General features: G+C 56.8%; 21 protein-coding genes and 1 tRNA gene. 12 read left to right on the top strand and 10 right to left on the bottom strand.

Annotation, left to right across the window (positions count from 1 at the left end; translation table 11 throughout):
- Window positions 1-19 precede the first annotated feature (19 nt).
- The 6 genes from NIZ92_RS15780 to NIZ92_RS15805 all read right to left on the bottom strand — a co-directional run bounded on the left by NIZ92_RS15780 (window position 20) and on the right by NIZ92_RS15805 (window position 6,435).
- Window positions 20-94, bottom strand: a tRNA-Val gene (locus tag NIZ92_RS15780).
- Between the two features lie 94 nt (window positions 95-188).
- The gene (dnaQ, locus tag NIZ92_RS15785; protein WP_009460833.1) at window positions 189-914 is read right to left on the bottom strand and encodes a DNA polymerase III subunit epsilon; all 726 of its coding nucleotides are present in this window, start codon (window positions 912-914) and stop codon (window positions 189-191) included.
- Between the two features lie 86 nt (window positions 915-1,000).
- Window positions 1,001-4,078, bottom strand: coding sequence for an efflux RND transporter permease subunit (locus tag NIZ92_RS15790; RefSeq protein ID WP_254002239.1), 3,078 nt, complete (start codon window positions 4,076-4,078; stop codon window positions 1,001-1,003).
- Window positions 4,079-4,087: 9 nt separating this feature from the next.
- The gene (locus NIZ92_RS15795; protein WP_009460829.1) at window positions 4,088-5,134 is read right to left on the bottom strand and encodes an efflux RND transporter periplasmic adaptor subunit; all 1,047 of its coding nucleotides are present in this window, start codon (window positions 5,132-5,134) and stop codon (window positions 4,088-4,090) included.
- A 99-nt stretch (window positions 5,135-5,233) separates the two neighbouring features.
- Window positions 5,234-5,677, bottom strand: coding sequence for a ribonuclease HI (gene rnhA, locus NIZ92_RS15800; RefSeq protein ID WP_022983314.1), 444 nt, complete (start codon window positions 5,675-5,677; stop codon window positions 5,234-5,236).
- Window positions 5,674-6,435 carry a class I SAM-dependent methyltransferase gene (locus NIZ92_RS15805; protein WP_254002240.1) on the bottom strand — a complete coding sequence of 254 codons (762 nt, stop codon included), beginning with the start codon at window positions 6,433-6,435 and terminating at the stop codon, window positions 5,674-5,676. Before NIZ92_RS15805 ends, rnhA begins: the two co-directional genes overlap by 4 nt.
- Before the next feature lie 20 nt (window positions 6,436-6,455).
- Between NIZ92_RS15805 and gloB the strand changes: the two genes are divergently transcribed.
- From gloB to NIZ92_RS15855, 10 genes are all read left to right on the top strand, one after another.
- Window positions 6,456-7,268 carry a hydroxyacylglutathione hydrolase gene (gloB, locus tag NIZ92_RS15810; RefSeq protein ID WP_254002241.1) on the top strand — a complete coding sequence of 271 codons (813 nt, stop codon included), beginning with the start codon at window positions 6,456-6,458 and terminating at the stop codon, window positions 7,266-7,268.
- A 10-nt stretch (window positions 7,269-7,278) separates the two neighbouring features.
- Window positions 7,279-8,688: a transglycosylase SLT domain-containing protein gene (locus NIZ92_RS15815; protein WP_026485385.1), complete on the top strand. Its 1,410-nt coding sequence runs from the start codon at window positions 7,279-7,281 to the stop codon at window positions 8,686-8,688.
- A 33-nt stretch (window positions 8,689-8,721) separates the two neighbouring features.
- Window positions 8,722-9,507 carry an enoyl-ACP reductase FabI gene (gene fabI / locus NIZ92_RS15820; RefSeq protein WP_009460819.1) on the top strand — a complete coding sequence of 262 codons (786 nt, stop codon included), beginning with the start codon at window positions 8,722-8,724 and terminating at the stop codon, window positions 9,505-9,507.
- Window positions 9,508-9,830: 323 nt separating this feature from the next.
- Complete coding sequence (locus NIZ92_RS15825; RefSeq protein WP_235332528.1) at window positions 9,831-10,745, top strand: tripartite tricarboxylate transporter substrate binding protein; 915 nt, start codon at window positions 9,831-9,833, stop codon at window positions 10,743-10,745.
- Window positions 10,746-10,754: 9 nt separating this feature from the next.
- A complete protein-coding gene (locus NIZ92_RS15830) occupies window positions 10,755-11,747 on the top strand; it encodes a 4,5-dihydroxyphthalate decarboxylase (protein WP_035273485.1) in 993 nt (330 codons plus the stop codon).
- Between the two features lie 12 nt (window positions 11,748-11,759).
- On the top strand, window positions 11,760-12,635 hold the full coding sequence (locus NIZ92_RS15835) for a xanthine dehydrogenase family protein subunit M (RefSeq protein WP_060186710.1): 876 nt from the start codon (window positions 11,760-11,762) through the stop codon (window positions 12,633-12,635).
- Entirely contained in the window at window positions 12,628-13,137 is a 510-nt protein-coding gene (locus NIZ92_RS15840; RefSeq protein WP_254002242.1) for a (2Fe-2S)-binding protein, read from the top strand. Before NIZ92_RS15835 ends, NIZ92_RS15840 begins: the two co-directional genes overlap by 8 nt.
- Window positions 13,130-15,490 (top strand): xanthine dehydrogenase family protein molybdopterin-binding subunit, encoded by a 2,361-nt coding sequence (locus tag NIZ92_RS15845; RefSeq protein WP_254002243.1) that lies wholly within the window; start codon window positions 13,130-13,132, stop codon window positions 15,488-15,490. The genes NIZ92_RS15840 and NIZ92_RS15845 overlap by 8 nt, the downstream gene beginning before the upstream one ends.
- A 15-nt stretch (window positions 15,491-15,505) precedes the next feature.
- A complete protein-coding gene (locus NIZ92_RS15850) occupies window positions 15,506-16,300 on the top strand; it encodes an SRPBCC family protein (protein WP_254002244.1) in 795 nt (264 codons plus the stop codon).
- 380 nt (window positions 16,301-16,680) lie between these two features.
- Window positions 16,681-17,241 carry a MarR family winged helix-turn-helix transcriptional regulator gene (locus tag NIZ92_RS15855; RefSeq protein ID WP_060186707.1) on the top strand — a complete coding sequence of 187 codons (561 nt, stop codon included), beginning with the start codon at window positions 16,681-16,683 and terminating at the stop codon, window positions 17,239-17,241.
- 53 nt (window positions 17,242-17,294) lie between these two features.
- Here the strand turns inward: NIZ92_RS15855 and NIZ92_RS15860 are convergent, their stop codons facing one another.
- Entirely contained in the window at window positions 17,295-18,635 is a 1,341-nt protein-coding gene (locus NIZ92_RS15860) for a sigma-54 dependent transcriptional regulator (protein WP_060186706.1), read from the bottom strand.
- A gap of 2 nt (window positions 18,636-18,637) precedes the next feature.
- Window positions 18,638-20,494 (bottom strand): ATP-binding protein, encoded by a 1,857-nt coding sequence (locus NIZ92_RS15865; RefSeq protein ID WP_254002245.1) that lies wholly within the window; start codon window positions 20,492-20,494, stop codon window positions 18,638-18,640.
- Window positions 20,495-20,762: 268 nt separating this feature from the next.
- Here NIZ92_RS15865 and NIZ92_RS15870 point away from each other — a divergent pair, with 268 nt between their 5' ends.
- Window positions 20,763-22,154, top strand: a complete 1,392-nt coding sequence (locus NIZ92_RS15870; protein WP_115634395.1) for a dicarboxylate/amino acid:cation symporter — start codon at window positions 20,763-20,765, stop codon at window positions 22,152-22,154.
- A 118-nt stretch (window positions 22,155-22,272) separates the two neighbouring features.
- On the opposite strand, the gene NIZ92_RS15875 is transcribed toward NIZ92_RS15870, so the two are convergent.
- Together NIZ92_RS15875 and NIZ92_RS15880 are read right to left on the bottom strand one after the other, a co-directional pair.
- Window positions 22,273-22,956 (bottom strand): glutathione S-transferase, encoded by a 684-nt coding sequence (locus NIZ92_RS15875; protein WP_060186703.1) that lies wholly within the window; start codon window positions 22,954-22,956, stop codon window positions 22,273-22,275.
- Window positions 22,957-23,104: 148 nt separating this feature from the next.
- A complete protein-coding gene (locus tag NIZ92_RS15880; RefSeq protein ID WP_022983316.1) occupies window positions 23,105-24,112 on the bottom strand; it encodes a rhodanese-related sulfurtransferase in 1,008 nt (335 codons plus the stop codon).
- 212 nt (window positions 24,113-24,324) lie between these two features.
- Between NIZ92_RS15880 and NIZ92_RS15885 the strand changes: the two genes are divergently transcribed.
- A complete protein-coding gene (locus NIZ92_RS15885) occupies window positions 24,325-25,428 on the top strand; it encodes a metal-dependent hydrolase (protein ID WP_035273464.1) in 1,104 nt (367 codons plus the stop codon).
- The last annotated feature ends 175 nt before the right edge of the window (window positions 25,429-25,603 follow it).

Genomic DNA, 25,603 nt, shown 5'->3' on the forward strand with positions numbered 1-25,603 from the left:
AAAGAGGGGGAAATAGAAATGGTGGGCGGTACAAGGTTCGAACTTGTGACTTCCACCGTGTGAAGGTGGCACTCTACCACTGAGTTAACCGCCCGGAGCTTTAAAGAACTACAAAAGCTGCGAAGAAAAAAACTATAGCATGGCCTTGATTGATTTACAAGTTCAGGGCCAGCTCTTTTCTTAAATAATTACTCCGTTGCCGGGTTGAGCATCTCACGCCACATGGGCGGCTTCTTGTTCTGCTTTTCCAGCACGTCCATGTATTTCTCGTGCTCGGCCTGATCGGCTTCGGACGCACGCAGCACTTTCAGCACACTGGCGTCAAACTTGCCCAGACTCAGATTGCTGCCATCCCCACCTTGACCATCAGACTCATCAAAGTCCATCAGCAAGGCGTCCTGGCCACGGGTCATGGCCAGCCAGACATCAGCCAGCAATTCCGAGTCCAGCAAAGCGCCGTGCAAGGTACGGTGAGAGTTGGAAATACCGTAGCGTTCGCATAGGGCATCCAGGGAGTTACGCTTGCCGGGGTGCATTTCCCGCGCCACCAACAAGGAGTCGGTGATGCTGTCGCAGTACTGCGAGAATGGGCCTTTACCTACCTTTTGCAGCTCGGCATCCAGAAAGCGTGTATCAAAGGAGGCGTTATGAATAATGACTTCCGCACCCTGCACAAAATCCAGCACCTGATCCACCACGTCCTTGAAACGTGGATGGCCGGACAGAAATTCCGTGGTCAAGCCATGAATCGCCAAAGCTTCTGGGTCGGAGTCCCGGTCCGGGTTTAGATACAAGTGCAGATGGCGGCCCGTCAATTTACGATTGAACAGCTCTACCCCACCCACTTCAACAATGCGGTGCCCTTCACGAGGCTCCAGACCGGTGGTTTCAGTATCCAGAATAATTTGACGCATTCACTTTCCCTACAAATTCAATCACAGTAATGGCACTCGACAAGGAGGCTATACAAACAACTTCCCCGCAGACCAGCACTACGGGTTTAGACAGAGGCCTCGGGCTTATCAATCAATTCCAGTTGCTTGTCCTGCCCTTCTTTCTTGCCCGCAATCAGCGTATAGGCCACCGGCACCACAAACAAGGTCAACAACGTTCCCAGGGACAAGCCGCCCACCAGCACCCAACCAATCTGTTGACGAGATTCGGCACCCGCCCCAGAGGCATACGCCAGCGGCAAGACCCCCAGCACCATGGCGCCAGTTGTCATCAGGATGGGGCGCAGGCGCATCTCGCAAGCACGCACCACGGCATTGTACAAACTGGCCCCGGCCTCGCGTTGTTGAGTAGCAAATTCCACAATCAGGATACCGTGCTTGGTAATCAGACCCACCAGGGTAATCAAGCCGATCTGACTGTAAATGGACAGCGTCCCGCCTGACAGCCATAGGGCCAGCAAGGCCCCCGTCATGGACAAGGGCACGGACAGCATGATGATGAGCGGGTTGCGCCAGCTTTCAAACTGCGCGGCCAGCACCAGATAAATAAAGGCCAGTGCCATCAGAAAGACCAGATAGATACTGCCCGAGGAATCCCGGAACTCGCGCGACTGGCCATCCAGGTCTGTCTGCACCGTTTCCGGCAAGGTCTTGCGAGCCACCTCATTCATGTGTTCGAGCACCTCACCCAAGGCATAGCCGGGGGCCACTGATGCTTCCACAATGACCGCCCGCAAGCGGTTGAAGTGGTTCAGCGATTGCGGCGATACGCTCTCGCGCACATTCAGGAAGTTGGAGGCCTGCACCATGCCACCATCTTTAGTGCGCACGTAAATATCCAGAATGTTTTGCGGGCTGGAACGAGCCTGCTTGTCCACCTGCACAATCACGTCGTACTGCTCGCCATCGCTCTTGTAGCGCGTGACCTGACGCCCGCCCAGCATGGATTCCAGAGTGCGGCCTACCGCTTCCACCGATACGCCGGTATCGGCCAGCTTGTCGCGGTCTACATCAATACGGATTTCTGGTGTGTTCAAGCGCAAGTCCGTGTCCACATTCAACAGCCCTGGATAGTCTCGCAGCTCAGCCAGAAAACCGTCCACGATCTTGGCCAGCTCCGGATACGGTGCCTGGCTCATGATCACAAACTCCACTGGCTTGGAAGTGGCCCGCTGTCCCAACGACGGCGGGTTAGTGGGGAAAGCACGCGCACCGGGAATGGCGGAGAAATGCGGTTGCAGTTCACGCGCAATGGATTGCTGGTTACGTGTACGCTCCTCCCACGGCTTCAAGCGCAAAATTGCAAAGGAATCGGTGACGGTAGGGAAACCAATAATGGACTGGTACCCCTCTGTCTCCGGTATGCCGCGATATAGCTCTTCCACCCGCTCCACATTGCGCAAGGTGTAATCCAGCGTAGCGCCTTCGGGCGAATTCACAATCCCGAAAATCACACCTCGGTCTTCAATCGGAGCCAGTTCGCTTTTGATGACCGTAAACAGCAGCCCACTGGTCGCGGCAACGGCCACACCAATGAACAGGACCAGAAAACGCCAGCGCAAGGCGCGAATCAGGATACGGCGGTAGCCTCGTGTCAGCCAGACCAGGAAATTCTCGATACCCTGGCTGACGCGGCCCACTTTCGCACTATGTGGACGCAACATGCGCGAGCACATCATGGGCGTCAGGGTCAGGGCCACGAAACCGGATACCAGCACGGCAGCCGCCAAGGTCAGGGCAAACTCAATGAATAATCGCCCGGTACGGCCTGTGGCAAAAGCCAGTGGGGCATACACCGCCACCAGGGTTAGCGTCATGGCAATCACGGCGAAGGCAATTTCACGCACACCCAAAAAGGCAGCCTGCATGGCCGTCTTGCCCTCTTCGATATGGCGGTACACGTTCTCCAGCACCACAATCGCATCGTCCACCACCAGGCCAATCGCCAGCACCATGGCCAGCAAGGTCAGCGTGTTGATGGAAAAGCCCAGCATGTACATGATGGCGAAGGCCCCGATCAGGGAAATCGGAATCGTCACAATGGGAATCACACTGGCGCGGAAACTGCGCAGGAAAAACACAATCACCAGCACCACCAGCAAGATGGCCTCGGCAATGGTGGTGTACACCGAATCAATGGATTTCTGAATGAAGATGGAGCTGTCGTAAGACACGGACAACTTCATATTGCCCGGCAGGCTTTCGTTGATGCGCTCCACTTCTGCTCGCACGGATTTGGACAGATCCAGCGGGTTGGCGGTGGACTGTTTAGTCACGCCAATGTTCAAACTGTTTTGCCCATTGAATCGGGCCAGTACCCGTTCCTCGGCAGGCCCGATACGCACGTCGGCAATATCGGAGATACGCACCGGATAACCGGCTGCCTGACTGATGATGATGTTGCGAAATTCCTCGGGCGTTTCCAGGTCGGTGGAGGAAACCACGGAAAACTCGCGTGCATCGGACTCGATACGGCCCGCCGGAATCAGCACGTTCTGTTTGCGCAGAGCATCTTCCACATCCTGCACGGTGAGCTGGTAGGCCCCCAGGCGGGTGCGATCCAGGTCGATACGCATGGCGGGCAAGCGCTCGCCAAACACGCGCACTTCGGCGGCACCAGGCAAGACGGACAGGCGCGTTTTAATGTAGCGGTTGATGTAGTCCGAGGCCTCCAGCATGCTGTAGTCGCCCGTATCCACACCTACATAAATAATCGGGGTGGAGTCTGCTTCCACCTTATTGATGATGGGCTCGTCCACCTCATCGGGCAGGAAACGTCGGGCACGCGATACCTTGTCGCGCACATCAGCCGCAGCGGCATCGGGGGCCCGGTCCAAATTGAATTTAATGTTGATCAGGCTGCGCTCGGAACGGCTGCGTGAAGTCATCACGTTCACACCCTCGATCCCGGACAACTGATCTTCAAGAGGCTTGGTCACCTGGGACTCGATCACCTCCGGTGAGGCCCCTTTATAGTTGGTGATGACGGAGACGACCGGCTCGTCAATAGCGGGGTATTCGCGTACGGTCAGGCGTTCATAGGAAATGAAACCGACCAGCACAATCACCAAAGACAGAACCGTGGCAAATACCGGGCGACGGATACATAAGTCAGAAAGAACCATGATTCCGTCCTATTGCTGCGGCTGTGTTTGGACGTCGATCACTTCCTGAATATCGACCGGCACTCCGTCACGCACTTTTTGCAGCCCGGCCACCAGCACATTGTCACCCGCTTTCAGATCGCCTGTGACTTGTACCCAACCCTGCTCGCGTACACCAACCTGCACCTGACGGCGCTCGGCCCGACCATCTTTCACAATATAAATGTACTGATCCTGTCCCGAAGGAGCCAAGGCGGTTTCAGGCACCATCAAAGCCTGGTAACGCGACAGTTCAAGGCGTACACGGCTGAACAAACCGGGGCGCAAAGCGCCATCTTCATTCGGGACCTGAGCCCGCAGCAAAATGGAACGGCCAGCCGTATCCACCGCCGGGCTGACAGCCAGTACCGAGCCATGGCGGGTTTCGCCCAGGAAGGCATCAAAGCGCAGTTCGACCGGCATGCCGGCCTTCACATCGGCCAGATATTGTTCAGGGATACGGAAGTCCACGTTCAAGGTCGAAACCGCTTCCAGCTGCACCAGATCCGTACCCGGCCCAACATAATCACCCACCGAGACATTACGCAAGCCGGTCACACCATCAAAGGGGGCACGGATACGGGTCTTGTCCAGCTGCACACGCGCCAATTGCACTTCGGCTTGCTGAACAGCCAAGCGGCTACCGGACTCGTCTTTGGCCTGCTGGCTGATAAAGCCCTGACGGCTCAATTCCGAAGATCGCTTGTGCTGACTATTGGCCAGATTCAAATTTGCCTGTGCCTGATTCAGTTGCGCCTGCGCCATGGCCGGGTCCAATTGAATCAGGAGCTGGCCTTTTTTGACGGGCTGACCTTCTTCAAAGCTGATCGCTGAAATACGACCACTGATCTCGGGCCGCAGCACGACGGACTCTCTGGCCACCAGGGTTCCCACCGCCGCCACATCACGAATCAACTCACTTTGCCGCACGGGTAAAACTTCCACCCGCGTGGCGTCAGACTGCGCCCAACTGGGGCTGCTACTGGCAAACAGTACAAGAAACAGAGAAAAAATCGTGGGACGCAGCGTGGAAATCATGGGCGGCTTATCCTGACCGGCCAGGCCGGTGAAGCTGTCTGACAAAATATGACGAGTGGCTAATAGTACTATCAGCGGGCTACAACTCTGCCCAAGATCTTATAACTGCCTGGCGATTTCCACCCCTTCATTGGCCAACTGATCCGCACGCTCGTTGCCGGGATCACCCGCATGGCCACGCACCCATAACCAGGTCAGCTCATGTTTTGCGGCCTGCTGCTCCAACTCCTGCCACAGGTCGGCATTCTTGACGGGCTTTTTATCGGCAGTACGCCAGCCGCGGGCTTTCCAGCCGGGCAACCATTCGTTCATGCCTTTTTGTACGTACTGCGAATCGGTGTGTACCCGCACCTGGCAAGGGCGTTTCAAGGCTTTGAGAGCCTCGATCACAGCCATCAGTTCCATGCGGTTATTGGTAGTATTGGCCTCGCCACCGCAAATGGCTTTTTCACGTCCGCCATGACGCAACAAGGCGCCCCAGCCCCCCAAACCGGGGTTGCCCTTGCAGGCACCATCGGTCCAAATATCGACAACATCAGTCATGTCTTGCTAATTCCCTCATCGGCAGCGCGTCCAGCAACCACCATAGGCCGACGCACACGCCGACGGTTTTTCTTCCACTTGGGCCCGACCATACGCAAGGCCGGCGTGCGTTTGACCGCACTAATCATGTAGACGGCCCCCGCAAAGCTCCACCAGCGTGCACCGCTTTGCTCCATCCAGGACCAGCGGTCCAGCCAGGACTGCTGACGGCACAACGGTGCATAACAGCCCATCTGCGTACTTTGCACATCAAAGGACAAAAGCTTTAACCAGTCGCGCAAGCGCGAGGGTGACATCACATCTCCCGGCAAGGTAGGCGTGCCCCGCTCCAGACCCGGAATCCAGTCGTGGGCACCCCACAAACTCAAGGGGTTGAAACCCGTCAGGAGAATGCGCCCTTCTGGCACCAGAACGCGCTCGGCCTCTCGCAACACCTGATGCGGGTCGTTGGCGCTTTCCAATGTATGGGGCAGGATTAAAAGATCAATGCTTTGCGTATCAAAAGGCAGATGCTCGGGTTCGGCATAAACCAGGTTCTTCTGCTGAGCGGGCAAGACGCCGGCCTGAGCCGTACATACCTTGCAGGAGATGCGACTATGCGCCAGGAGGTCCCAATGCGGCAATCCAATTTGTATGGCATGATACCCGAAGGTGTTGACCACCTCCGCATCGATTCCGGCTTGTTCCCAAGCCCGCACATATCGCCCCGGTACGGTTTCCAACCACTGGGCAAATTGATCATTCAAAGTCTGCTCCACTGGCGCTCTCTCCCTCTACCATGATGAATGCATTTACCTGGCCTGTGCCAAGCGATGTTCGCCTGATTCCACTACCAGCCCTGAACGACAACTATATATGGGCTTTAAGTCGAAACGGTCATGCCCTGGTTGTGGACCCCGGCCAGGCCGCCCCGGTTCTGGATTGGCTGGAACGCGAGTCCTTACAACTGGATGCCATTTTACTGACACACCACCACGGTGACCACGTTGGAGGTGTCATGGATGTCCTGGCCAAGCACCCGGCTCGCGTCTGGGGCCCCGCCAACGAGCGTCTGCCTGCCTGTGACGTGCGTGTCGGCCAGTCCGATAAGGTCGAGTTACCTACTCTGGAACTGACGCTGGACGTGCTGGACATCCCCGGCCATACCGCCGGACACGTTGCGTACTTTGGTCAAAATGAGGTAAAACAGCCCTTTGTTTTCTGTGGTGATACCTTGTTTGCTGCTGGTTGCGGACGCCTGTTTGAAGGCACCCCGGCACAAATGACGGATTCCCTGGGCAAGTTGGCAAAACTGCCATCGGACACCCTGATCTGCTGTGCGCACGAATACACTTTATCCAATTTACGCTGGGCTCTACAGGTAGAGCCGGACAATCCCCAACTGCATGAACGTTGGGAACAGGATAATCTCAAGCGTCAGCAAAACTTGCCTACGGTGCCCTCCACCTTGAAAACAGAATTGGCTACCAATCCATTTCTGCGTTGCGAGACGACTGCTGTTATCAAGGCTGCCGAGCACCATGCTGCCCAGTCCCTTAATAATCCTGTCGAGGTATTTGCCAGCCTGCGCGACTGGAAAAACAATTTCTGAAGATTCCGCAATGAACCTAATGAGACTTTTTGCGCTGCTATGCGCTTTCGTGCTGGCAGGCTGCGCCACAGGCCCCAAGGTCAGCCCTCAAAAAGCCGCCAAGACCTCCACCAGCATTGCCGCCGATACGTCTCGCACCATTGATCTGACCCACCCACCCAAAGACGCGTGGGACCGGATGCGCCGGGGTTTCTCCATCCCCAACCTGCATACCGATCTGGTTGATTACTGGACCAATTACTACGCTTCGCACCCCGAATCCATCCGTACCATGAGCCAGCGCGCCTCGCGCTATCTGTACCACATCATGGACGAGCTCGATGCCCGTGGCCTGCCTTCCGAACTGGCCTTGCTGCCTTTTGTGGAAAGTGCCTATAACCCCGTCGCCTATTCGCGCTCCCATGCGTCCGGTCTGTGGCAGTTCATCCCCAGCACCGGCACACAATACAAGCTGGAGCAGAACTGGTGGGTAGACCAGCGCCGTGACCCGGTCGAGTCCACTCGCGCTGCTTTGGACTATCTGTCTTACTTGTACGAGTTCCAGGGCGACTGGTATTTGGCCCTGGCCTCCTACAACTGGGGTGAAGGTTCGGTACGCCGCGCCATGGAGCGTAATGAACAGGCCAACCTGGATGTTGACTACTTATCGCTGAAGATGCCGGACGAAACACGTAATTACGTCCCCAAACTGCAAGCGATCAAAAACATTGTGGCTAACCCGGAGCGTTATGGCATCACCCTGCCTCCAGTCAGCAATACACCGTATTTCACAGCCGTGCGCAAAAACAAGGACATTGACGTAGCCCTTGCTGCTGAACTGGCTGAAATCTCCGTGGACGAGTTCAAAGCCTTGAACGCTGCCCACAATCGCCCCACAATCCCTGCCGATCGCGGTACCTTGCTGCTGCCCGCCAACAAGGTGGATATCTTCAATGCCAATCTGGCGGCCTACCAGGGCAAGCTCAGTAACTGGAAGGCCTACCAATCCAAGCGCGGCGAAAGCTATCTGTCCATTGCCCAGCGTCACGGCATTACCTTGTCGCAGCTGCGCTCCATCAACGGTTTGGGTAGCAAGAGCACCAAGGCCGTGGCCCAGACACTATTGGTGCCCAGCACCACCTTGGGTGAAGGCAGCCTGCAACTGGCTTCTCTGACCAATACACCTGCCGCCCCGGTAGCGCAAAGCACACGCCGTGCTCGTACGCAAACGGCCAGCGTCAACCGCAAGAATGACACTGTTGTTTTGCGTCGCGGCGCCAATGTGCGCACCCATACGGTTCGACAGGGCGATACACTTTACGCCTTGGCCAAACGGTACGACACTTCGGTGGCAGAACTGCGGCGCCTGAACAATATCAAAGGCAGCTCTCTTTCCAGGGGGACACGTTTGCGTGTTCCCGGTTCCAATATTCGTGGCTAAGTCCACCCACTAATTACATAAAGGATTTTCAGCATGGGTTTCCTGCAAGGAAAACGCATCCTGGTCACAGGCGTCCTCTCGAATCGCTCTATTGCTTACGGGATTGCGCAAGCATGTCGCCAACAAGGTGCTGATATTGCCCTGACCTATGTAGGCGAGCGTTTTAAAGAACGTGTTGAAGGCTTTGCCAAAGAACTGGGCACGGATATCGTGCTGCCCTGTGATGTGTCTGAAGACGATCAGATCGAACAGGCCATGGCCTCGCTGGGCGAGCGCTGGGACGGTCTGGACGGTTTGGTGCACTCCATTGGTTTTGCACCCCGTGAAGCCATTGCCGGCAACTTCCTGGACGGCCTGTCGCGCGAATCGTTCCGCGTCGCTCATGACATTTCCGCCTACAGCTTTCCCGCACTGGCCAAGGCTGCCCTGCCCTTGCTGAAGGGCCGCAAGAGTTCGGTGCTGACCCTGACCTACCTGGGCGCTGAAAAAGCCATTCCCAACTACAACACCATGGGCGTGGCCAAAGCTGCGTTGGAAGCCTCCGTGCGTTACCTGGCGGTGGCGCTGGGCGAGTACGGCATTCGTGCCAACGCCATCTCGGCCGGTCCTATCAAGACCCTGGCTGCCAGCGGCATCAAGGACTTCTCCACCATTCTGAAATTCGTAGAGACGCACGCTCCCTTGCAGCGCAACGTCACCATTGAAGAAGTGGGCAATGTGGCCTCCTTCCTGATGTCCGAATTGGCCAGCGGTATCACAGGCGAAATCACGCACGTTGACGCCGGCTTTAACTGCATCGTTCCAGGTATGCAGGAGTAAAGGCTAGCATCAGATGCCTACAAGCATCCTGATGACAAAAAGGAACAGGCTTTTGCACTGTTCCTTTTTTTTGGCCCTGGATCAGCTGCAATTTGCGCTACCGGCTTCTTATATAAGCAATAAAAAACATAAATAAATCAGTACACTGACTTTCTCGTTTTCCCTAGTAGGATATAAAAAATAATCTGTGAATAATATTTATGTCAGTGCACTGACTATTAAAGCATAAAAAATCAATCACAGAACTCGATTCTCGAGGAGACACAATGTTCCAACGCCAACCGCGTCTGCTGGCCCTGGCTGGGCTTTTGCTGAGCTGTGCAATGCTGGCCCCCGCCACCGCCAGTGCTAATAAACCGATCGAAATTATCGTCACCTTCCCACCAGGAGGGGGCACGGATTTACTGGCCCGTCTGATCGGGAATTACTTCAACGAACAACTTGGCCAGCCCGCGATTGTGGACAACCGCCCCGGTGCCAGCGGCAATATTGGCGCTCGTATGGTGGCCCAGCGCCCGGCCGACGGTCAGTCACTACTGATGGTCAACAGCTCCTTTGCTGTCAATCCGGCCGTGTTCGACAAGCTGCCGTTCGATCCCAAGAATGACTTCACAGCTGTCTCCAACTTCGCCTTTGTTCCATCGGTCGTTATCGTGCCGGCCAACTCCCCCTACAAGACACTGAAAGACATGCTCACGGCTGCCAAAGAGAAACCGGGCGAAGTGTTCTTTGGCTCTTGCGGCAACGGTACTCCGCAACATCTGGCTGGCGAAATGCTCAACGAAGCAGCGGGCGTGGAAATGGCGCATATCCCCTACAAAGGTTGCGGTGGCGCTCTGAACGATGTGATGGGTGATCAGGTGGGCTCGGCCTTCGTCACTGCCTCCAGCACCCTGCCCTTCATTGAAAGCGGGAAGGTACGTGCCTTGGCTGTGACCTCGGCAGAGCGCAGTCCCCTGCTGGCCGATGTGCCCTCGATCGCCGAGCTTGGCTACCCAGGCTACGAGCTGAACCAGTGGCACGGCTTACTGGCTCCCGCTGGCACTCCCGAGCCTGTCGTGCAAAGACTGCATGAGGCGATCGAAAAAATCATTGCGCGCGAAGATGTGCAAGCCAAGCTGACAAGCCTGGGCTACACCGTTGCCCACGACGGCCCCGCCCAGTTCCAGGCGATGATCAATGCCGACATCGACCGGTTTCGCGAATTGGCACAAAAAATTGGACTAACAATCAACTAAGGATCCACCATGAGCAAACTGAAGTTAAGCGTATCGATTGGCAATTACGACCGTACCCTGGCCTTGAAAGACGGACGTGTCGGCATTGAGGGCTGTGACATCAATGTCGTATCCCTGGAGCCCGAGGAAGCATTTCACCGTGCTTTTCGCTACGAGGAGTTCGACGTTACGGAAATCTCCATGAGCAGCCACATGATGACTACTGCGCGTGGCGACAATCAGTACGTAGGTATTCCAGCCTTTCTGTCACGCGTTTTTCGCCATTCCGGCATCTATGTGCGTACCGACCGTATCCGCAAGCCCGAAGATCTGAAAGGCAAAATCATTGGTGTGCCCGAATACCAGATCACAGCTAACGTCTGGATCCGGGGCATCTTGCAAGATGAGTTCGGTATCCGCCCCAATCAGATCAAATGGGTACGCGGAGGGATCGAAGAACCAGGCCGGGGCGAGCGCGCTCCCATTGATCTGCCAGATGACATCAGCCTGGAGCAGATCCCGGATGACCGCACCTTGTCGGACATGTTGGAAAAAGGCGAAATCGACGGATACATCGGAGCACGAGCACCTTCATGCTTTCTGCGTAACGCCCCCAATGTGGGCCGTCTGTTCGGAGATGAGTACGTGGAAGTAGAAAAAGACTATTTCCGCCGCACGGGCATCTTCCCGATCATGCATATGGTTGGCATCCGCAAGTCTCTGGTACAGGACAACCCCTGGCTGCCGGTCAGTGTGTACAAGTCCTTTCTGAAGGCCAAAGAGCTGGCCGTGCATGAACTGAACGAGTTGTGCCATCTGGCTGTCACCCTGCCGTGGATGGTGCACCATCACAATGAAGCCAAAGCCTTGATGGGAGAGGACTACTGGCCCTATGGCCTGGAGGCAAATCGCCACACCATCCAGACCTTTGCGCAGTACCACCACGATCAGGGCATGTCGCAACGCCTGGTCAAGCCCGAGGAACTGTTCGCGGCCTCCTCGCTGGACCTCTCCAAGATATAAGGCAAAACCGGCATGAAGGCTCCCGTTTTCAATTACTACGCCCCCGAAACGCTGGCTCAGGCACTGGGCTTGTTGGCCAATCAGGAAAACGCCCGTGTATTGGCTGGAGGCCAGTCCTTGCTGGCCATGCTCAATATGCGCTTTGCATTTCCGGACACGCTGGTCGATATCAACCAGTTGCCCGAACTGTCCTACCTGCAAGAGCAAGAGAATGGCGATATCGCGATGGGTGCCATGACACGACAGCGCGACATTGAATTTTCCGAGCTGGTGGCAACACGTCTGCCGCTCTGGAAGGATGCAATCCTCAACGTTGGGCATCGCCAGACTCGTAACCGAGGAACAGTGGGCGGCAGTCTTTGTCAGCTGGACCCTTCTGCCGAAATACCGACAGTCAGCATGGCGATGGATGCTGTGTTGACCGTCGCCAGCATACGTGGAGAACGAACACTTTCAATGGCCGATTTCCCGGCAGCCTACATGACCCCCAATATGCAGGCTGACGAGCTGTTGATCCGCGTCCAGGTGCAGCCGTGGCCCGCCAGTCACGGCTGGGCTTTTCTGGAGTTCTCCCGTCGGCATGGCGATTTCGCCATCGTGTCCTGCGCTGCGTTGCTGTTGCTGGATGAAGCCGGCTTGGTGAGTCGCGTCAGCATCACCCTGGGCGGAGTAGGTGCATTTCCCCTTCGCATGACCGAGGCAGAAAACGCCCTGCTGGGCACCCCGGCCAGCCCCTCAGATATCGAACGGGCCGCCGAACTATGTGGCCAGGTCGATGCTTCCAGCGATAGTTATGTCCAGGGCTGGTATCGCCAGCGGCTGGCCAAAGAATATACGGCGCGCGCCCTGCGGCTAGCGCTCTCTCGTACAGGACAACGGCATGAATAACCCCCTTCCTTCGGGCAGTCGCCCCATCACCCTGTGTGTCAATGGCCAGAACCTGACAGCCCATGCCGAGCCTCGTGTCAATCTGGCCGATTTCCTGCGCCACGATCTGGGTTTGACAGGGACCCATGTGGGCTGTGAGCACGGCGTCTGCGGCGCCTGCACCGTGCAGATTGACGGCCACTCAGCCCGTAGTTGCCTGATGCTGGCAGTACAGGCCCAAGGCAAGCATATCCGCACCATTGAAGGCCTTGCCAACGAGCAAGGCTGCTGGCATCCCATCCAGGAAGCCTTTCGCGAGCTGCATGCCCTGCAATGCGGTTTCTGTACGCCAGGCATCCTGATGTCAGTCGTCGAACTGCTGGAGAACCACAGCGATCCCGGCCCCGAACTGATACGCGACGTGCTGTCCGGTCATCTATGCCGCTGTACCGGCTACCAGAATATTGTGCGTGCGGTACAGAAAGCCGCTGCTGCGATGAGGGCCAGCCATGCTCATGAATGATCCTCACCAGCAGGAACAAGCCGCCTGCGGTCTGGGGCACTCCTTTCTGCGCCTGGAAGATGAAGCCTTGTTAACCGGGCAGGCCCAGTTTCTGGATGACATCCCCATGGAGGGTGTATTGCATGCGTGCTTTGTACGTAGTCCTCACGCGCACGCACGCATTCGTTCCATAGACCTGTCGGCGGCCCGAGCCTTACCTGGCGTACACGGAGTATTTACCGCGCAAGACCTGATGGGCGAATTAACTCATTGGCGTATGCCATTGGGCTTTGCCTTTGCCGTACTACCAGAAAATACCGTCCCCTTCGTCCTGGCACGCGAAGAAGTCGCCTTCGTTGGCGAAGCGATTGCCGTGATCGTCGCCCAGTCCCGTCACGTGGCCGAAGATGCTGCGGCACTGGTGGCTATCGACTTCGAAGTCCTGCCAGCGATTTCTGACCTGCGTCTGGCTCTAGAACCGAACGCAGCGGTGGTACGCACCGAGCTACAAAGCAATAGCCTGCAAAACTACACGCTGGCCTATGGCGATATCGATGCCGCCTTCCTTGATGCAGACATCCTTATCGAGGAATCATTTTCAGCCCACCGCGGCTGTGCTCATCCCATCGAAGGGCGAGGCGTGCTTGCACGACTGGACCCCGCCGGCAACGAGTTGACCGTTTGGTCATCCACCCAGATGGCACACGAACTGCACTACACCCTGGCCCTGATGCTGGGCCATCGCGAAGATCAATTACGTGTGATCACCCCCGACGTAGGCGGCGGTTTTGGGGCAAAGTTCATGATCTACCCCGAAGAAATCGTCATTCCAGCTGTCGCCCGCCTGCTACGTCGTCCCATCAAATGGGTAGAAGACAGGCGCGAGAACTTCCTGACCTCTATTCAGGAGCGCGACCAGGTATGGTCAGTATCTCTGGCGGCCGATAAAAACGGGCGCATACGCGGCCTGCGTGGCAGTTTCATCCATGACCACGGAGCCTACACGCCGCAGGGCACCAACGTCCCCTACAACGCAGCCTCATCCATGACGGGCCCCTATATCGTTCCGGCTTTCAGTCTGACTGCTGACGTGGTCTACACCAACAAGGTGCCAGTGGCTACCGTACGCGGCGCAGGCTATCCGCAAGCCGCGTTCGTCATGGACAGATTAATGGACCGGCTCGCGCAACAGATCGGCATGGACCCCATCCGCTGCCGCGAACTGAACCTGATTCCTGCCGCCAAAATCCCCTACACCAAGCCGCTGAAATCCAGGGCGGGTATACCACTGGTTATCGACAGCGGAGACTTTCCCCGCATGCAAGCCATGGCAGAGCAGGCGATGGACCGCGACGGTTTTGAACAACGACGACAGGCGGCCCTTGCTCAAGGCCGTTATCTGGGCCAAAGCCTGGCTAATGCCGTCAAACCTACCGGTCGCGGCCCCTATGAGTCGGCCACCGTCAAGATTTTCCCATCAGGTCGAATTGCCGTGTTCACGGGAGCCCTGGCCATGGGCCAAGGCATCAAGACCTCGCTGGCGCAGATTTGCGCAGCACATTTCGGCGTGGAGCCCGCAGGCATAGACGTTCATGCCGGCGATACACGTCACATCGGTGTGGGGATGGGCGGTTTCGCAAGTCGCCAGGCGATTATGGCGGGTACAGCCGTTGAACAGGCCTCCCGGCAACTACGCCATAAAGTGCTGCTGGCAGCAGCGGCCGTGCTGAAAGTCCCTCAAGAAACCCTGAACATTTCTTACGGCATCGTGCGTAGCAGCGCAACTGACACAACCATCAGCCTGGCTCGACTGGCCATGGAGCTCAAAGGTGTGCCGGGCTACAGCCTGCCTATCAAGACCGACCCTGGTTTGGAGAGCACCGCTCATTTTCATTGTGATGAGCAAACCTACGCCGGATCCACGCACGCCTGTGAAGTGGAGGTAGATGCCAGCACTGGCGCTATCCACATCACACGCTATCTGGCTGTGCAAGATTGCGGCACGCTCATCAACCCGATGATTGTGGAAGGTCAGGTCGTGGGCGGGGTCGTCCATGGTCTGGGCAATGCCTTGTTCGAACAGATGGCCTACGACGCCGAAGGTCAGCCCTTGTCCACCACTTGTGCAGAGTATCTTCTGCCCACCGCCCCGGAAGTACCAAATATCGAGGTGCTGTTCTGCCCCTCGCCCACACACTTGAATCCGCTAGGAGTCAAAGGCGTGGGCGAATGCTCCACCATCGCCGTCGCCGCCGTCGTCATCTCAGCCGTGGAGCAAGCACTGTCACCGCTGAATGTGCGCATCAACGAGTTCCCACTCAGCCCTATGCGGCTACTGGAACTGATCGATCAGGCCACGCAACCGACACAATAAAACAGGAAAGCTGCCATGAACTTCAAAAACCGGTTTCATATTCCTCTACCACTGGATCAGGCATGGACGCTCATGCTGGATGTACCGCGCATCATGCCTTGCCTGCCCGGAGCCAAACTGACTGATGTCTTGGACGGCAACAAGTACCAGGGTTCGGTTTCAGTCAAACTCGGGCCGATCAAACTTTCTTTTGATGGCACTGCGGAGCTGGTCAACACCGATGAGGAAAATCATATTGCCTATCTGCGTGGCGCCGGTCTGGACCCCAAGGGACGCGGTTCAGCCAGCTCGGACTTCAGCTTTGCGCTGACACCGTCACCAGAAGGAGGCACCGACGTGGAGGTCAGCACAGAGCTGACCTTGTCAGGAGCGGTAGCCCAGTATGGACGCGGCAGCGGCATGATCGCCGAAGTGGCCGGACAGATCCTGGGCCAGTTCGAGCGCAACCTTACGCGCATGGTGCGGGGTGACACCAATCCTGCACAGGGCTCTGACGCCCCCGTCTCCCCCAGCAGCCAGGGCATGACAGCCGCAGCTGGCGCTGCGGTTGCCAACATGCCCTCAATAACTGCCACGCCAGTTTCCACTATCGAAGCCCAAGCCATCCTTTATCAATCCCAAGCCGTGCTGGCTCAAACCCAGCAGCTACAGGCCCAGATGCAACAAACCCTGCTAAGGCTGCAAGCACGTGGCCGACAGGATGATGACTCTGCAGGCGAGCTCAATATGCTATCTATCGGTCTCAAAGCCTTCTGGTCGCAGATACGTTATCGAGTGGGAAGACTGTTCGGGCGCAAGGACCCCGCGTAAAGCTTACGAGGAAACTAAGCGCCTTGTACCCGGCGCTTAGACTGCCCCTGAAAATGCCAATCAGGTATCAATCGGCTGCCAACACGCAGTTATTAAAATCGCCTGACAAACTCTTGATTTAAAACAGAGAAACTTTCACCAAGAAAAAGCGATAAAGCAGCACACTGATTATATTTTTCAGCAAGTCGGGAAATAACTGAGAGATTGAGCATGGACAGCACCAGGTGGAAACGAATACAAAATAAGAATGCAGCGCCTACCTTTCCAAGTCTGGCGCTGTCCTCCCTATAATCGCCGACCTTGTTACTACCGCCCCGTTGGGGCTTATCCTGCCATCAAGCTGTGGCCTCACCAGTCACAGCTAATTGGTCACACTCTTGATGTCTGGCTTAAGCATGAAGAATCACACCGAGTTAAAGCAAGAGAAAGGACCGAAATCCGGCGAGGCCGAATCCCTCGGCCCAGTAAAAGAAGAAAATGCCGAATTATTTCGGCAAAAGCTGTGGTCGCGTTCCGGCTTTCTGGTTCGACGTCTGAACCAAATCCATTACGCCATGTTCTACGAAGAATGCAAAAGCGATATCACCCCTGTCCAGCACGGGGTACTGTCCGTCTTGATGGGCTCACCCTGGCTAGACCAAACTACCATAGGCTATGAGCTTGGTCTGGACCGCACGACCTCCGCAGAAGTTATCCGCCGTCTGGAAGAAAAAGGACTGCTGGGACGACGCGTCAACCCTGATGACCGCCGCTCGCGCCAAACCTACATTACCGAGGCCGGCCTGGCCGTCATGCAAGGACTGAGCGCTGGCATGAACAAGGCACAGGAGCGTCTGCTGGACCCACTGACGGCAAAGCAACGTCAGGTATTCATGGATATGCTGACCCGCATTGTGGAGCACAACAATCAATATGGGCGCGCTGCCCTGAGGAATATGTAGCCTGGTCGTAAATTTGAGCAAAACCCCGATATAGCTCACTTTTACTCCAGCCTTTATTCACCCTGCGCCCCCTCTCCCACAAAGTCGCTACGCAAAATGCCATGCCGCTGCAACTTGTCGTAAAAGGTTTTGCGCGGGATACGCAGATCCTGCAAGGTCGCCTTGATATCGCCACGATGGCGTGCCAGCGCCTGACGTATCTGCTGCGACTCGAACTGCTCCATGCGGGCGGGCAGGCTCAAGTCCTCGTTTTCCAGCTCCTTGATCTCCGGGTGCTGCACACCCAGCACTTCACGTTGCGCAAAGTGTGCCAGCTCGCGCACATTGCCCGGCCAGTGATGTGACTGCATATAGGCCAGACTGCGCGCATCGGGCATCTTTTGCGGCATACCGTACTTCTTGGCAGCCAGCGCCGCAAAGTGAGCGAACAGCATGGGGATATCCTCCTTGCGCTCCCGCAAAGGCGGCAGGCGCAAGGTAACCACGTTGAGTCGGTAATACAAATCGGCGCGGAAGTTCGCACGCTGGGCGGGGTCGGACAAATCCACCTTGCTGGCGGCAACGACGCGGATATCTACCGGGTGCTCTTCGTTGGAACCCAAAGGAGTTACGCAACGGGTTTCCAGCACACGCAGCAAGCGCACCTGTGCAATCATGGGCATGCTTTCGATTTCATCCAGAAACAGCGTGCCACGGTGTGCATGTTCAACACTGCCTACACGTCTGCGCTGCGCGCCCGTGAATGCTCCGGCTTCGTGGCCGAACAGCTCGCTTTCAATAATGGTTTCAGGCAAGGCACCACAGTTCAACGCTACAAAACGATGCTGTGCTCGGGCGCTCCAGCGGTGCAGCAACATGGCCACCACTTCCTTGCCTGTGCCGGTTTCCCCTTCCACCAGCACATCCACATCGGACTGTGCCAGATGCCGCAAGGTAGTGCGTAAATTGACCATGACCTCGGAATTACCCAGGAGCGCCGGGCCTTGGCCGTCCTCGTCCAGCTCTTCGCGCAAGGCACGGTTTTGCAGAACCAGACTGCGCTGCATGGCGGCATGACGTATTACCGTCAGCAGGCGTTCGGCCTGATAGGGCTTGGTCAGAAAATCAAAGGCGCCATCGTGCATGGCCTGTACGGCCATATCAATATCGCCGTGGCCAGTAATCAGTACGACGGGCTGCTCGGGATCGCGAGCATGCAAGGCCTGCATCAGCGCCAGGCCATCCATGCCCGGCATGCGAATATCCGTCACCACCACGCCGGGATAATCCTTGGGCAAGCGGCTCAAGGCCTCCTGCCCGCTGGCACAGGCCACCACTTTCAGGCCCGCCAGTTCCAGACTTTGCACCACGGCGGCACGCAAGTCCGCATCATCATCAACAAACGCGACTTCCATTCTTATCTCTCTCCCTGGGCCAGCTCGCTATCGGCATTGCGCAGCACGATATGGAACGTGGCGCCACCCAGGCGCGAAGGCCCTTCTTCCAAACGGCCACCCAGGGCCGCCACAATATCGTGCGAGATCACCAGCCCCAAGCCCACACCTTGACGGCGGCTGGAGCTAAAGGGCGTAAACAGGCGCTGACGGATTTCCGGACTCAGGCCGGGGCCGTTGTCAGAAACCACAATGCGCACATGCTGCTGCTCGCTCATCACTTCAATACGAATGCGCCCCTGACGGCTCCCTTCCAGAGCATCAAGCGCATTACGCAGTAAATTCACCAGAACCTGTTCCAGGCGTACCGGCAAAGCCCATACACGCACAGATTCGTTCACGCCTTCCAGCTCCAGATCTACACCCTGTGCCCTTGCCCGGTGTTCCAATAATTGCCAGGCGCTATCCACGGCCGAGCGTACCCGTACCGGGCCTTCCTGCTCTTTGGGCTTGCGAGCGTAATGGCACAGCTGAGAGGTAATGCTGCCGATGCGTTGGGTCAGCGTCTGGATGCGGGACAGGTTCTGCCGTGCTGTTTCCGTCTGACCCTGATCCAGCAAACGCAAAGTGTTGTCGGCATAGACCTCAATCGCCGCCACGGGCTGGTTGATCTCGTGAGCCACCCCCGCCGTCACCTGCCCCAGAAAGGACAGCTTCTCGGCCTGCTCCAACTGTTCACGCAGATCACGTGCACGCGAACGGGCTTCCTGCAGGGCCTGCATCTCCTGTTCCAGGCGGCGACGCGCCACCTGCAACTGGGCGGTGCGGGACTCCACCGCTTCTTCAAGGGCATCACGCAGCAACTCCTGCCGCGCCTGGGCTTCTCGTCGCTGTTGACTGCGTTGCAGCGCCAAGGCCGTCAGCACCAGCGCCGCAAACAACAGCCCCATCACCGTCAGACGGGATTGAAAGGCCTGGGTCTGCAACGCAGCATCCATGGGAGCCATCGCGTGCAAAACCCAATCACTGCCTGCGACAGGCTGCTGCACATGCAAAAAGCGCTCCTGCCCCAGTGTCCAGAAGGAGGCCCGTTCGCCGGCGTCCGACATGCTCAAGCCCACTGACTCCAAGGGCTCATTACCAAACTGCTGACTGGCCCGCAGCTTGACCAGTTGCTCGGGCGCAGCTTGATCCAGACTATGCAAACGCCAGTCCGGTTCACCGCTTAGCAAGATCACGCCATTGGGATCGCTTACAAACATGCGATCGCCATAACCTTCCCATTCTTTTTCCAGCAGATCGAATACCAGCTTGATGACGACCACACCAACCGGCTTGCCATCCTGATCTTGCACCATGCGTGAAATGTACAAACCCGCCTTGCCGCTGGCAGTCCCCAAGGCAAAGTATTCCGCATGCCCCTGCTCCAGGGCCTTGGTGAAGTAAGGGCGGAAACCGTAGTGATTGCCCACGAAGCTGTCGGGCTCCTGCCAGTTACTGGACACCAGCGTCTGTGAATGAATATCCAGCAGGTACAGAACAGGAGCGCCCGTATCTTCGGCCAATTGCTGGAACTTGCGATTCAAAGCCTCGGCATCACCATAGGCAGGATTGCCCATCAGGTATTGGCGCAGAGCCTCGTCCTGGGCCAGCGCAAAGGACAAGGTGCGGAATTTATCGCGAATTGTCCTGATCCAGCCGGCATTCCCGCGCATCAAGGAATCAAGCCGCTGTTCGCTTTGTGTCAGCAAACGAGCCGTGCCCAAATCGGCCGAACGCCAGAAGGCAAACAGCCCCAGCACGACGGCCAAGCCCAGCAGCAGCAACCATTCGAGCCTGAAGCGCCGCCGCATGCCCGAAGAAACCGGAATGGAGTTCATGAAACCTGTGCGAAATATCGCCAAAAATTAGTAATAGCTGTGCGGATTTTCGCACACATAAGCAGATAGCGGGGAAGTCTCCTGTCCGCAAGCCGCTTATTTACTGGTTTTCTGCCGGCGAACAGATTGGCACGGATGTTGCTTTAGTCATGAGCTTATGGGCCGGGACAAGGATTCCGGCGAGCTTAAACCGCCTGCCCACACACAATTCCAAGCAGGCCACCAGCTGACTGCCAGGTCGGCTACATCAAGTCACGGAGACGACATCATGATGGATATAAGCACAGGAGACCGTTCGGTACCGCAGATCGTCAAAATCAAGTGGTATCGAATTTTGTACGTACAGGTCATCATCGCCATCACTATCGGGATTTTGCTGGGCCATTTTTACCCCTCGCTGGGCGAGAGCATGAAGCCTTTGGGCGATGCCTTCATCAAGCTGGTCAAAATGATTATTGCGCCCGTCATTTTCCTGACGGTAGCCACCGGCATTGCCGCCATGACAGACCTGCAAAAAGTGGGCCGTGTGGTGGGCAAGGCCATGATTTACTTTCTGACTTTCTCCACGCTGGCCCTGATTGTAGGCTTGGTGGTCAGCAATATCGTGCAGCCCGGCCATGGCATGAACATTGACCCCAGCACCCTGGACCCCAGCTCTATCCAGGGCTACGTGCAGCAAGCCCATGACAGCACGCTGACGGGCTTTTTGATGAACATCATCCCCGCCACCCTGATCAGCCCCTTTACCGGTGGCGACATTCTGCAGGTACTGTTTGTGGCCGTGCTGTTTGGTATTGCCCTGGCCGCTGTGGGCGATCACGGCAAACCCGTGCTGAAACTGCTGCAAGCCTTGATGACGCCTGTTTTCAAGCTGGTTGCCATCCTGATGAAAGCCGCTCCCATCGGGGCCTTCGGTGCCATCTCTTTCACCATCGGTAAATACGGGATTGAATCCGTGTCCAGCCTGGCGCTGCTGGTGGTGACTTTCTACGTCACCTCCGTGCTTTTTGTGCTGATCATTCTGGGTGCCGTGGCCCGCTACAACGGCTTTTCCATCACCAAGCTGATCCGCTACATTCGTGAAGAACTGCTGCTGGTGCTGGGTACCAGCTCCTCGGAAGCGGCTTTGCCTACCTTGATGCAGAAGATGGAACGCGCCGGGTGTGCAAAGTCGGTTGTGGGCCTGGTTGTACCTACCGGCTACTCCTTCAACCTGGACGGCACCAATATCTACATGACCATGGCGGCCCTGTTCATCGCCCAGGCTTGTGATATTCCACTGACCTTGCAGCAGCAGGTTCTGCTATTGCTGGTTGCCATGCTCAGCTCCAAAGGCGCGGCGGGTGTGACGGGGGCCGGTTTCATTACCTTGGCGGCTACCCTGTCCGTGGTGCCTTCAGTGCCTATCGCTGGCATGACTCTGATCCTGGGGATTGACCGCTTCATGTCCGAATGCCGTGCGCTGACCAATCTGGTGGGCAATGCGGTTGCCACCATTGTGGTTGCCCGCTGGGAAGGCGAACTGGATGCCGATCAACTCAACAGCGCCATGAATGGCGAGCTGCCACCGCTGGACACCAGCGTCACCTTGCATCAGCGCGGTGACATGGAGATTCCCGCACAAGAGGCCAGCGAGCCACGTGCGACCGTTGCTGCCTGATTCAGGTACTTAATAAGAAAGGCCGGTTTTCAATTAAGAACCGGCCTTTTGCTTGTCTGCTTGTTCTTGCCAAGCTGCTCCCGCTCGTATTGCTTTGGGCAGGTCGTTAGCGACTCAGTCAGACAGAAGGAAACTGCACAATCTCGCTGTCTGGCGTCCAGGCAGGGTATTTATCCATGATGCTCAGGAACAAAGGGCTGGACTGAAAGTTCAGCAACCAGGTCGACAAGGCCGTCCAAGGCTGCGCATCAAACCAGCCCCTGTTCACTTGTGCGAATTGCCGCACAAAGGGGGCAATCGCCAAATCTGCCAGACAAGGACGCTGTCCCATCAGGTAGCCCTGCTGTTCAATGCGGGCATTCAGGCCCATCAATAATTCACTGGCTTGGGCTCTATGCAGGGCCGAAAAACTGGCTGCATCCGTGAATTGTTCATCCTCGGTATGGCGATCCGGGTATTTATAGCAATCCAGATGCCGCTTGAAAGGCCCGTCATTGGCCGCAATCAGGGCCAGCATTTGCTCGACATCGCCCTGCTCAGGCTGCAAATACTGCTTGGGATCTTGAATCGCCAAAGCCCAACGCATGATGTCCAGGCTTTCATCAATAACCTTGCCATCGGGCAAGACCAGCACCGGGACGGTGGCTTTGGGAGAGGCCAGGCGCAGGGCCTCGGGTTTGTCGCGCAGTACGACTTCGCGCAACTGACAAGTTACGCCGCTGGCCGCAATAGCCAGCCGTGCCCGCATGGCATAGGGGCAACGGCGAAAGGAATACAAAATGGGCAGATCAGATAAGGACATGCTCAATCCCGTTAAAAAGCCGCGCCACAGGCACGGACTTAAAGCGCTGGCGTTTATGCAAAGCGCCCTTCTGTAGCAGAAGGGCGGACTATAAACGACGCAGCGCCAGAATCAAGCTAGTAGAGGTAACACAGTGGCCCGATCAGGGCTAGGCGTCCTTGCCTTGCTGAGCCAGCAGGCGTTGCTCTTCCGCCTTGCGGCGGGCGGCTTCACGGCGCTCGGTCAACTCGTCCATGCTGACGCCAATGTGACGCTCTTCACGCTCGCGCGCCAAAGCCACTTGCTTTTGACGCTCACGGAAACGCTCGATCTGCTCGGGGGAACTGTGGCCGTGGCAGTAGGGACAGCTGACGCCTTCTTCGAACTGGGGCGAGGCTTTTTCCTCTTCGCTGATAGGCATGCGACAGGCACGGCAGAAATCATAATCGCCGGGTTCCAGACCGTGACGCACCGATACGCGCTCGTCGAACACAAAGCAGTCACCATCCCACAGGCTTTCTGCGGCTGGGATCTCTTCCAGGTATTTCAAAATGCCGCCTTGCAGGTGGTAAACCTGATCAAAGCCTTGCGAACGCATGAAGGCTGTGGATTTTTCACAGCGGATACCGCCGGTACAGAACATGGCCACGCGCGGTTTGCCATGCAAGACACCGCCTTCCTTGGACTGCTCGGCCACCCACTGAGGAAACTCGGTAAAGCTTTGGGTCTTGGGGTTGATGGCACGGTTAAAAGTGCCAATACCCACTTCGTAATCGTTGCGGGTATCCACCACCACCACGTCCGGATCGCTGATCAGGGCATTCCAGTCTTCGGGAGCAACATACTCGCCCACCATTTCGGCGGTTTTCAGATCCGGTACGCCCAGGGTAACGATCTCTTTTTTCAGCTTCACCTTGAGGCGGTAAAACGGAGCCTTGTCGGCATAGGACTCTTTATGCACCAGGCCAGAAATACGTGGATCGGAGTTCAGATATGCCAAGACGGCACGAATACCCTCCTGAGGGCCGGCAATCGTGCCGTTAATCCCTTCGCGCGCCAGCAACAGCGTGCCCTTGACCTCGTGCTGCTCGCAAAAAGCAAACAAGGGGTCGCGCATTTGGGCGAAATCGGGCAATTCCACGAACTTATATAAAGCCGCGATCAGGTAGGTAGACATAGGTAAACGAATTCTCTGGATAGAAGCGGTGGCGCAGCCCGCAGGCGGTAGGACAGCGTAGGCCGTCGTACACTATACGCGACTGATACCCCTTGGGCCTTTGACGCCCGTCAAAAAAATAGGGCGGGCCGGGGATTCAACTTTAAAATCATAACGCTAAAGCCGTCAGGCCGCATCTGGCCCCGGTCCCTGTTTCACTTTGCACGAGAGCTATGGATTCCGTAACACAAGCAGTCCTCGGTGCCAGCATCTGCGGCTCCCTCCTCGGGCGGCAGTATGGCCGCAAGGCGGTCCTGTCCGGTGCCATCATCGCCACCCTGCCCGATCTGGATGTCTTCATTCAATATGGGGACCCGATTACCTCCATGGTCAGTCATCGGGGTTTCTCGCACTCTTTGTTTGTGTTGAGCGCGGCAGGCATCCTGGTCACCCTTTTATGGCGACTGCTGTTTCCACAAGCACGTGCCTCTGCGGGGAGGCTGGGGCTGGCGGTCTGGCTGGCGCTGATTACCCACCCTCTTCTGGATGCCTTTACCAGTTACGGAACGCAATTGCTGTGGCCTTTGGCCGCTACCCCGGCAACCTGGTCAAGCATCTTCATTATTGACCCGCTCTATACCGTGCCCTTACTGATCGCCACGATCATAGGCTTGATTCGTGGGCCGGTACCCGCAACGATACGGGCCTGCAACTGGGCCTTGCTCTTGAGCAGCCTGTATCTGGCAGCCTCGGTAGGTGCCAAGTTCTGGGCCGAGCAACAGGCAACCGCACAGCTCAAACAAGAGCAGGTGGAAATCGCGCGGGTATACTCCGCCGCCCAACCCATGAACATCCTGCTCTGGCGTGTACTGGTGCGCGACACACAGGACCGGGAATGCGAAGTCATGGTGGGCCTGCTGGACCGGCTGCGTGCACCCAAGGGGCATCAATACGAATCCCTGTGCCTGCCCGTTCATAGCGACTACACCCAGCTGTTCCCCCCCTTGAAACAGCTGGAGCAACTGCGCTGGTTTTCGGACGACTGGCTGCGCTACGACATCATCGATGACCTGCTGGTGGTCAGTGATATACGCATGAGCCTGGGCCCTGGCCAGTACAGTTTCCGCTTTGTCGTGGCCGAACGCATTGCCGACGACACCTGGTTGCCGGTGATTCCGTATCGTTGGGCCAGTGGCCACAATATTGCTTTGCTAAAGCCCGTTCTGCGTCGTATTTGGGAGCCGACTCCACCGCTACCGCTACAAGAATGGGCCAAACGCATTGATGCCGGCGTGCCTATTCCCAGGGCAAGCCCAGACTTTCAGGACATGGATTAAGCAAGGCCAAAAACCAGAGATGGAGACGGGCCTGTACAGGGTGGGCATAGCCAACTGTTGCTAGCCCGCCCGGCCGCGTGTAGCACGCACTCCTGAAACATAAGGTCCTAGCTTGATACAAAATACGAAGTGGTGAAGCTATAAAATTGCGTCCTGCCCGATAGGGGTTTTAACG

It is taken from the genome of Alcaligenes sp. 1735tsa3 (assembly GCF_024134565.1).
Lineage (GTDB): Bacteria > Pseudomonadota > Gammaproteobacteria > Burkholderiales > Burkholderiaceae_B > Alcaligenes > Alcaligenes phenolicus.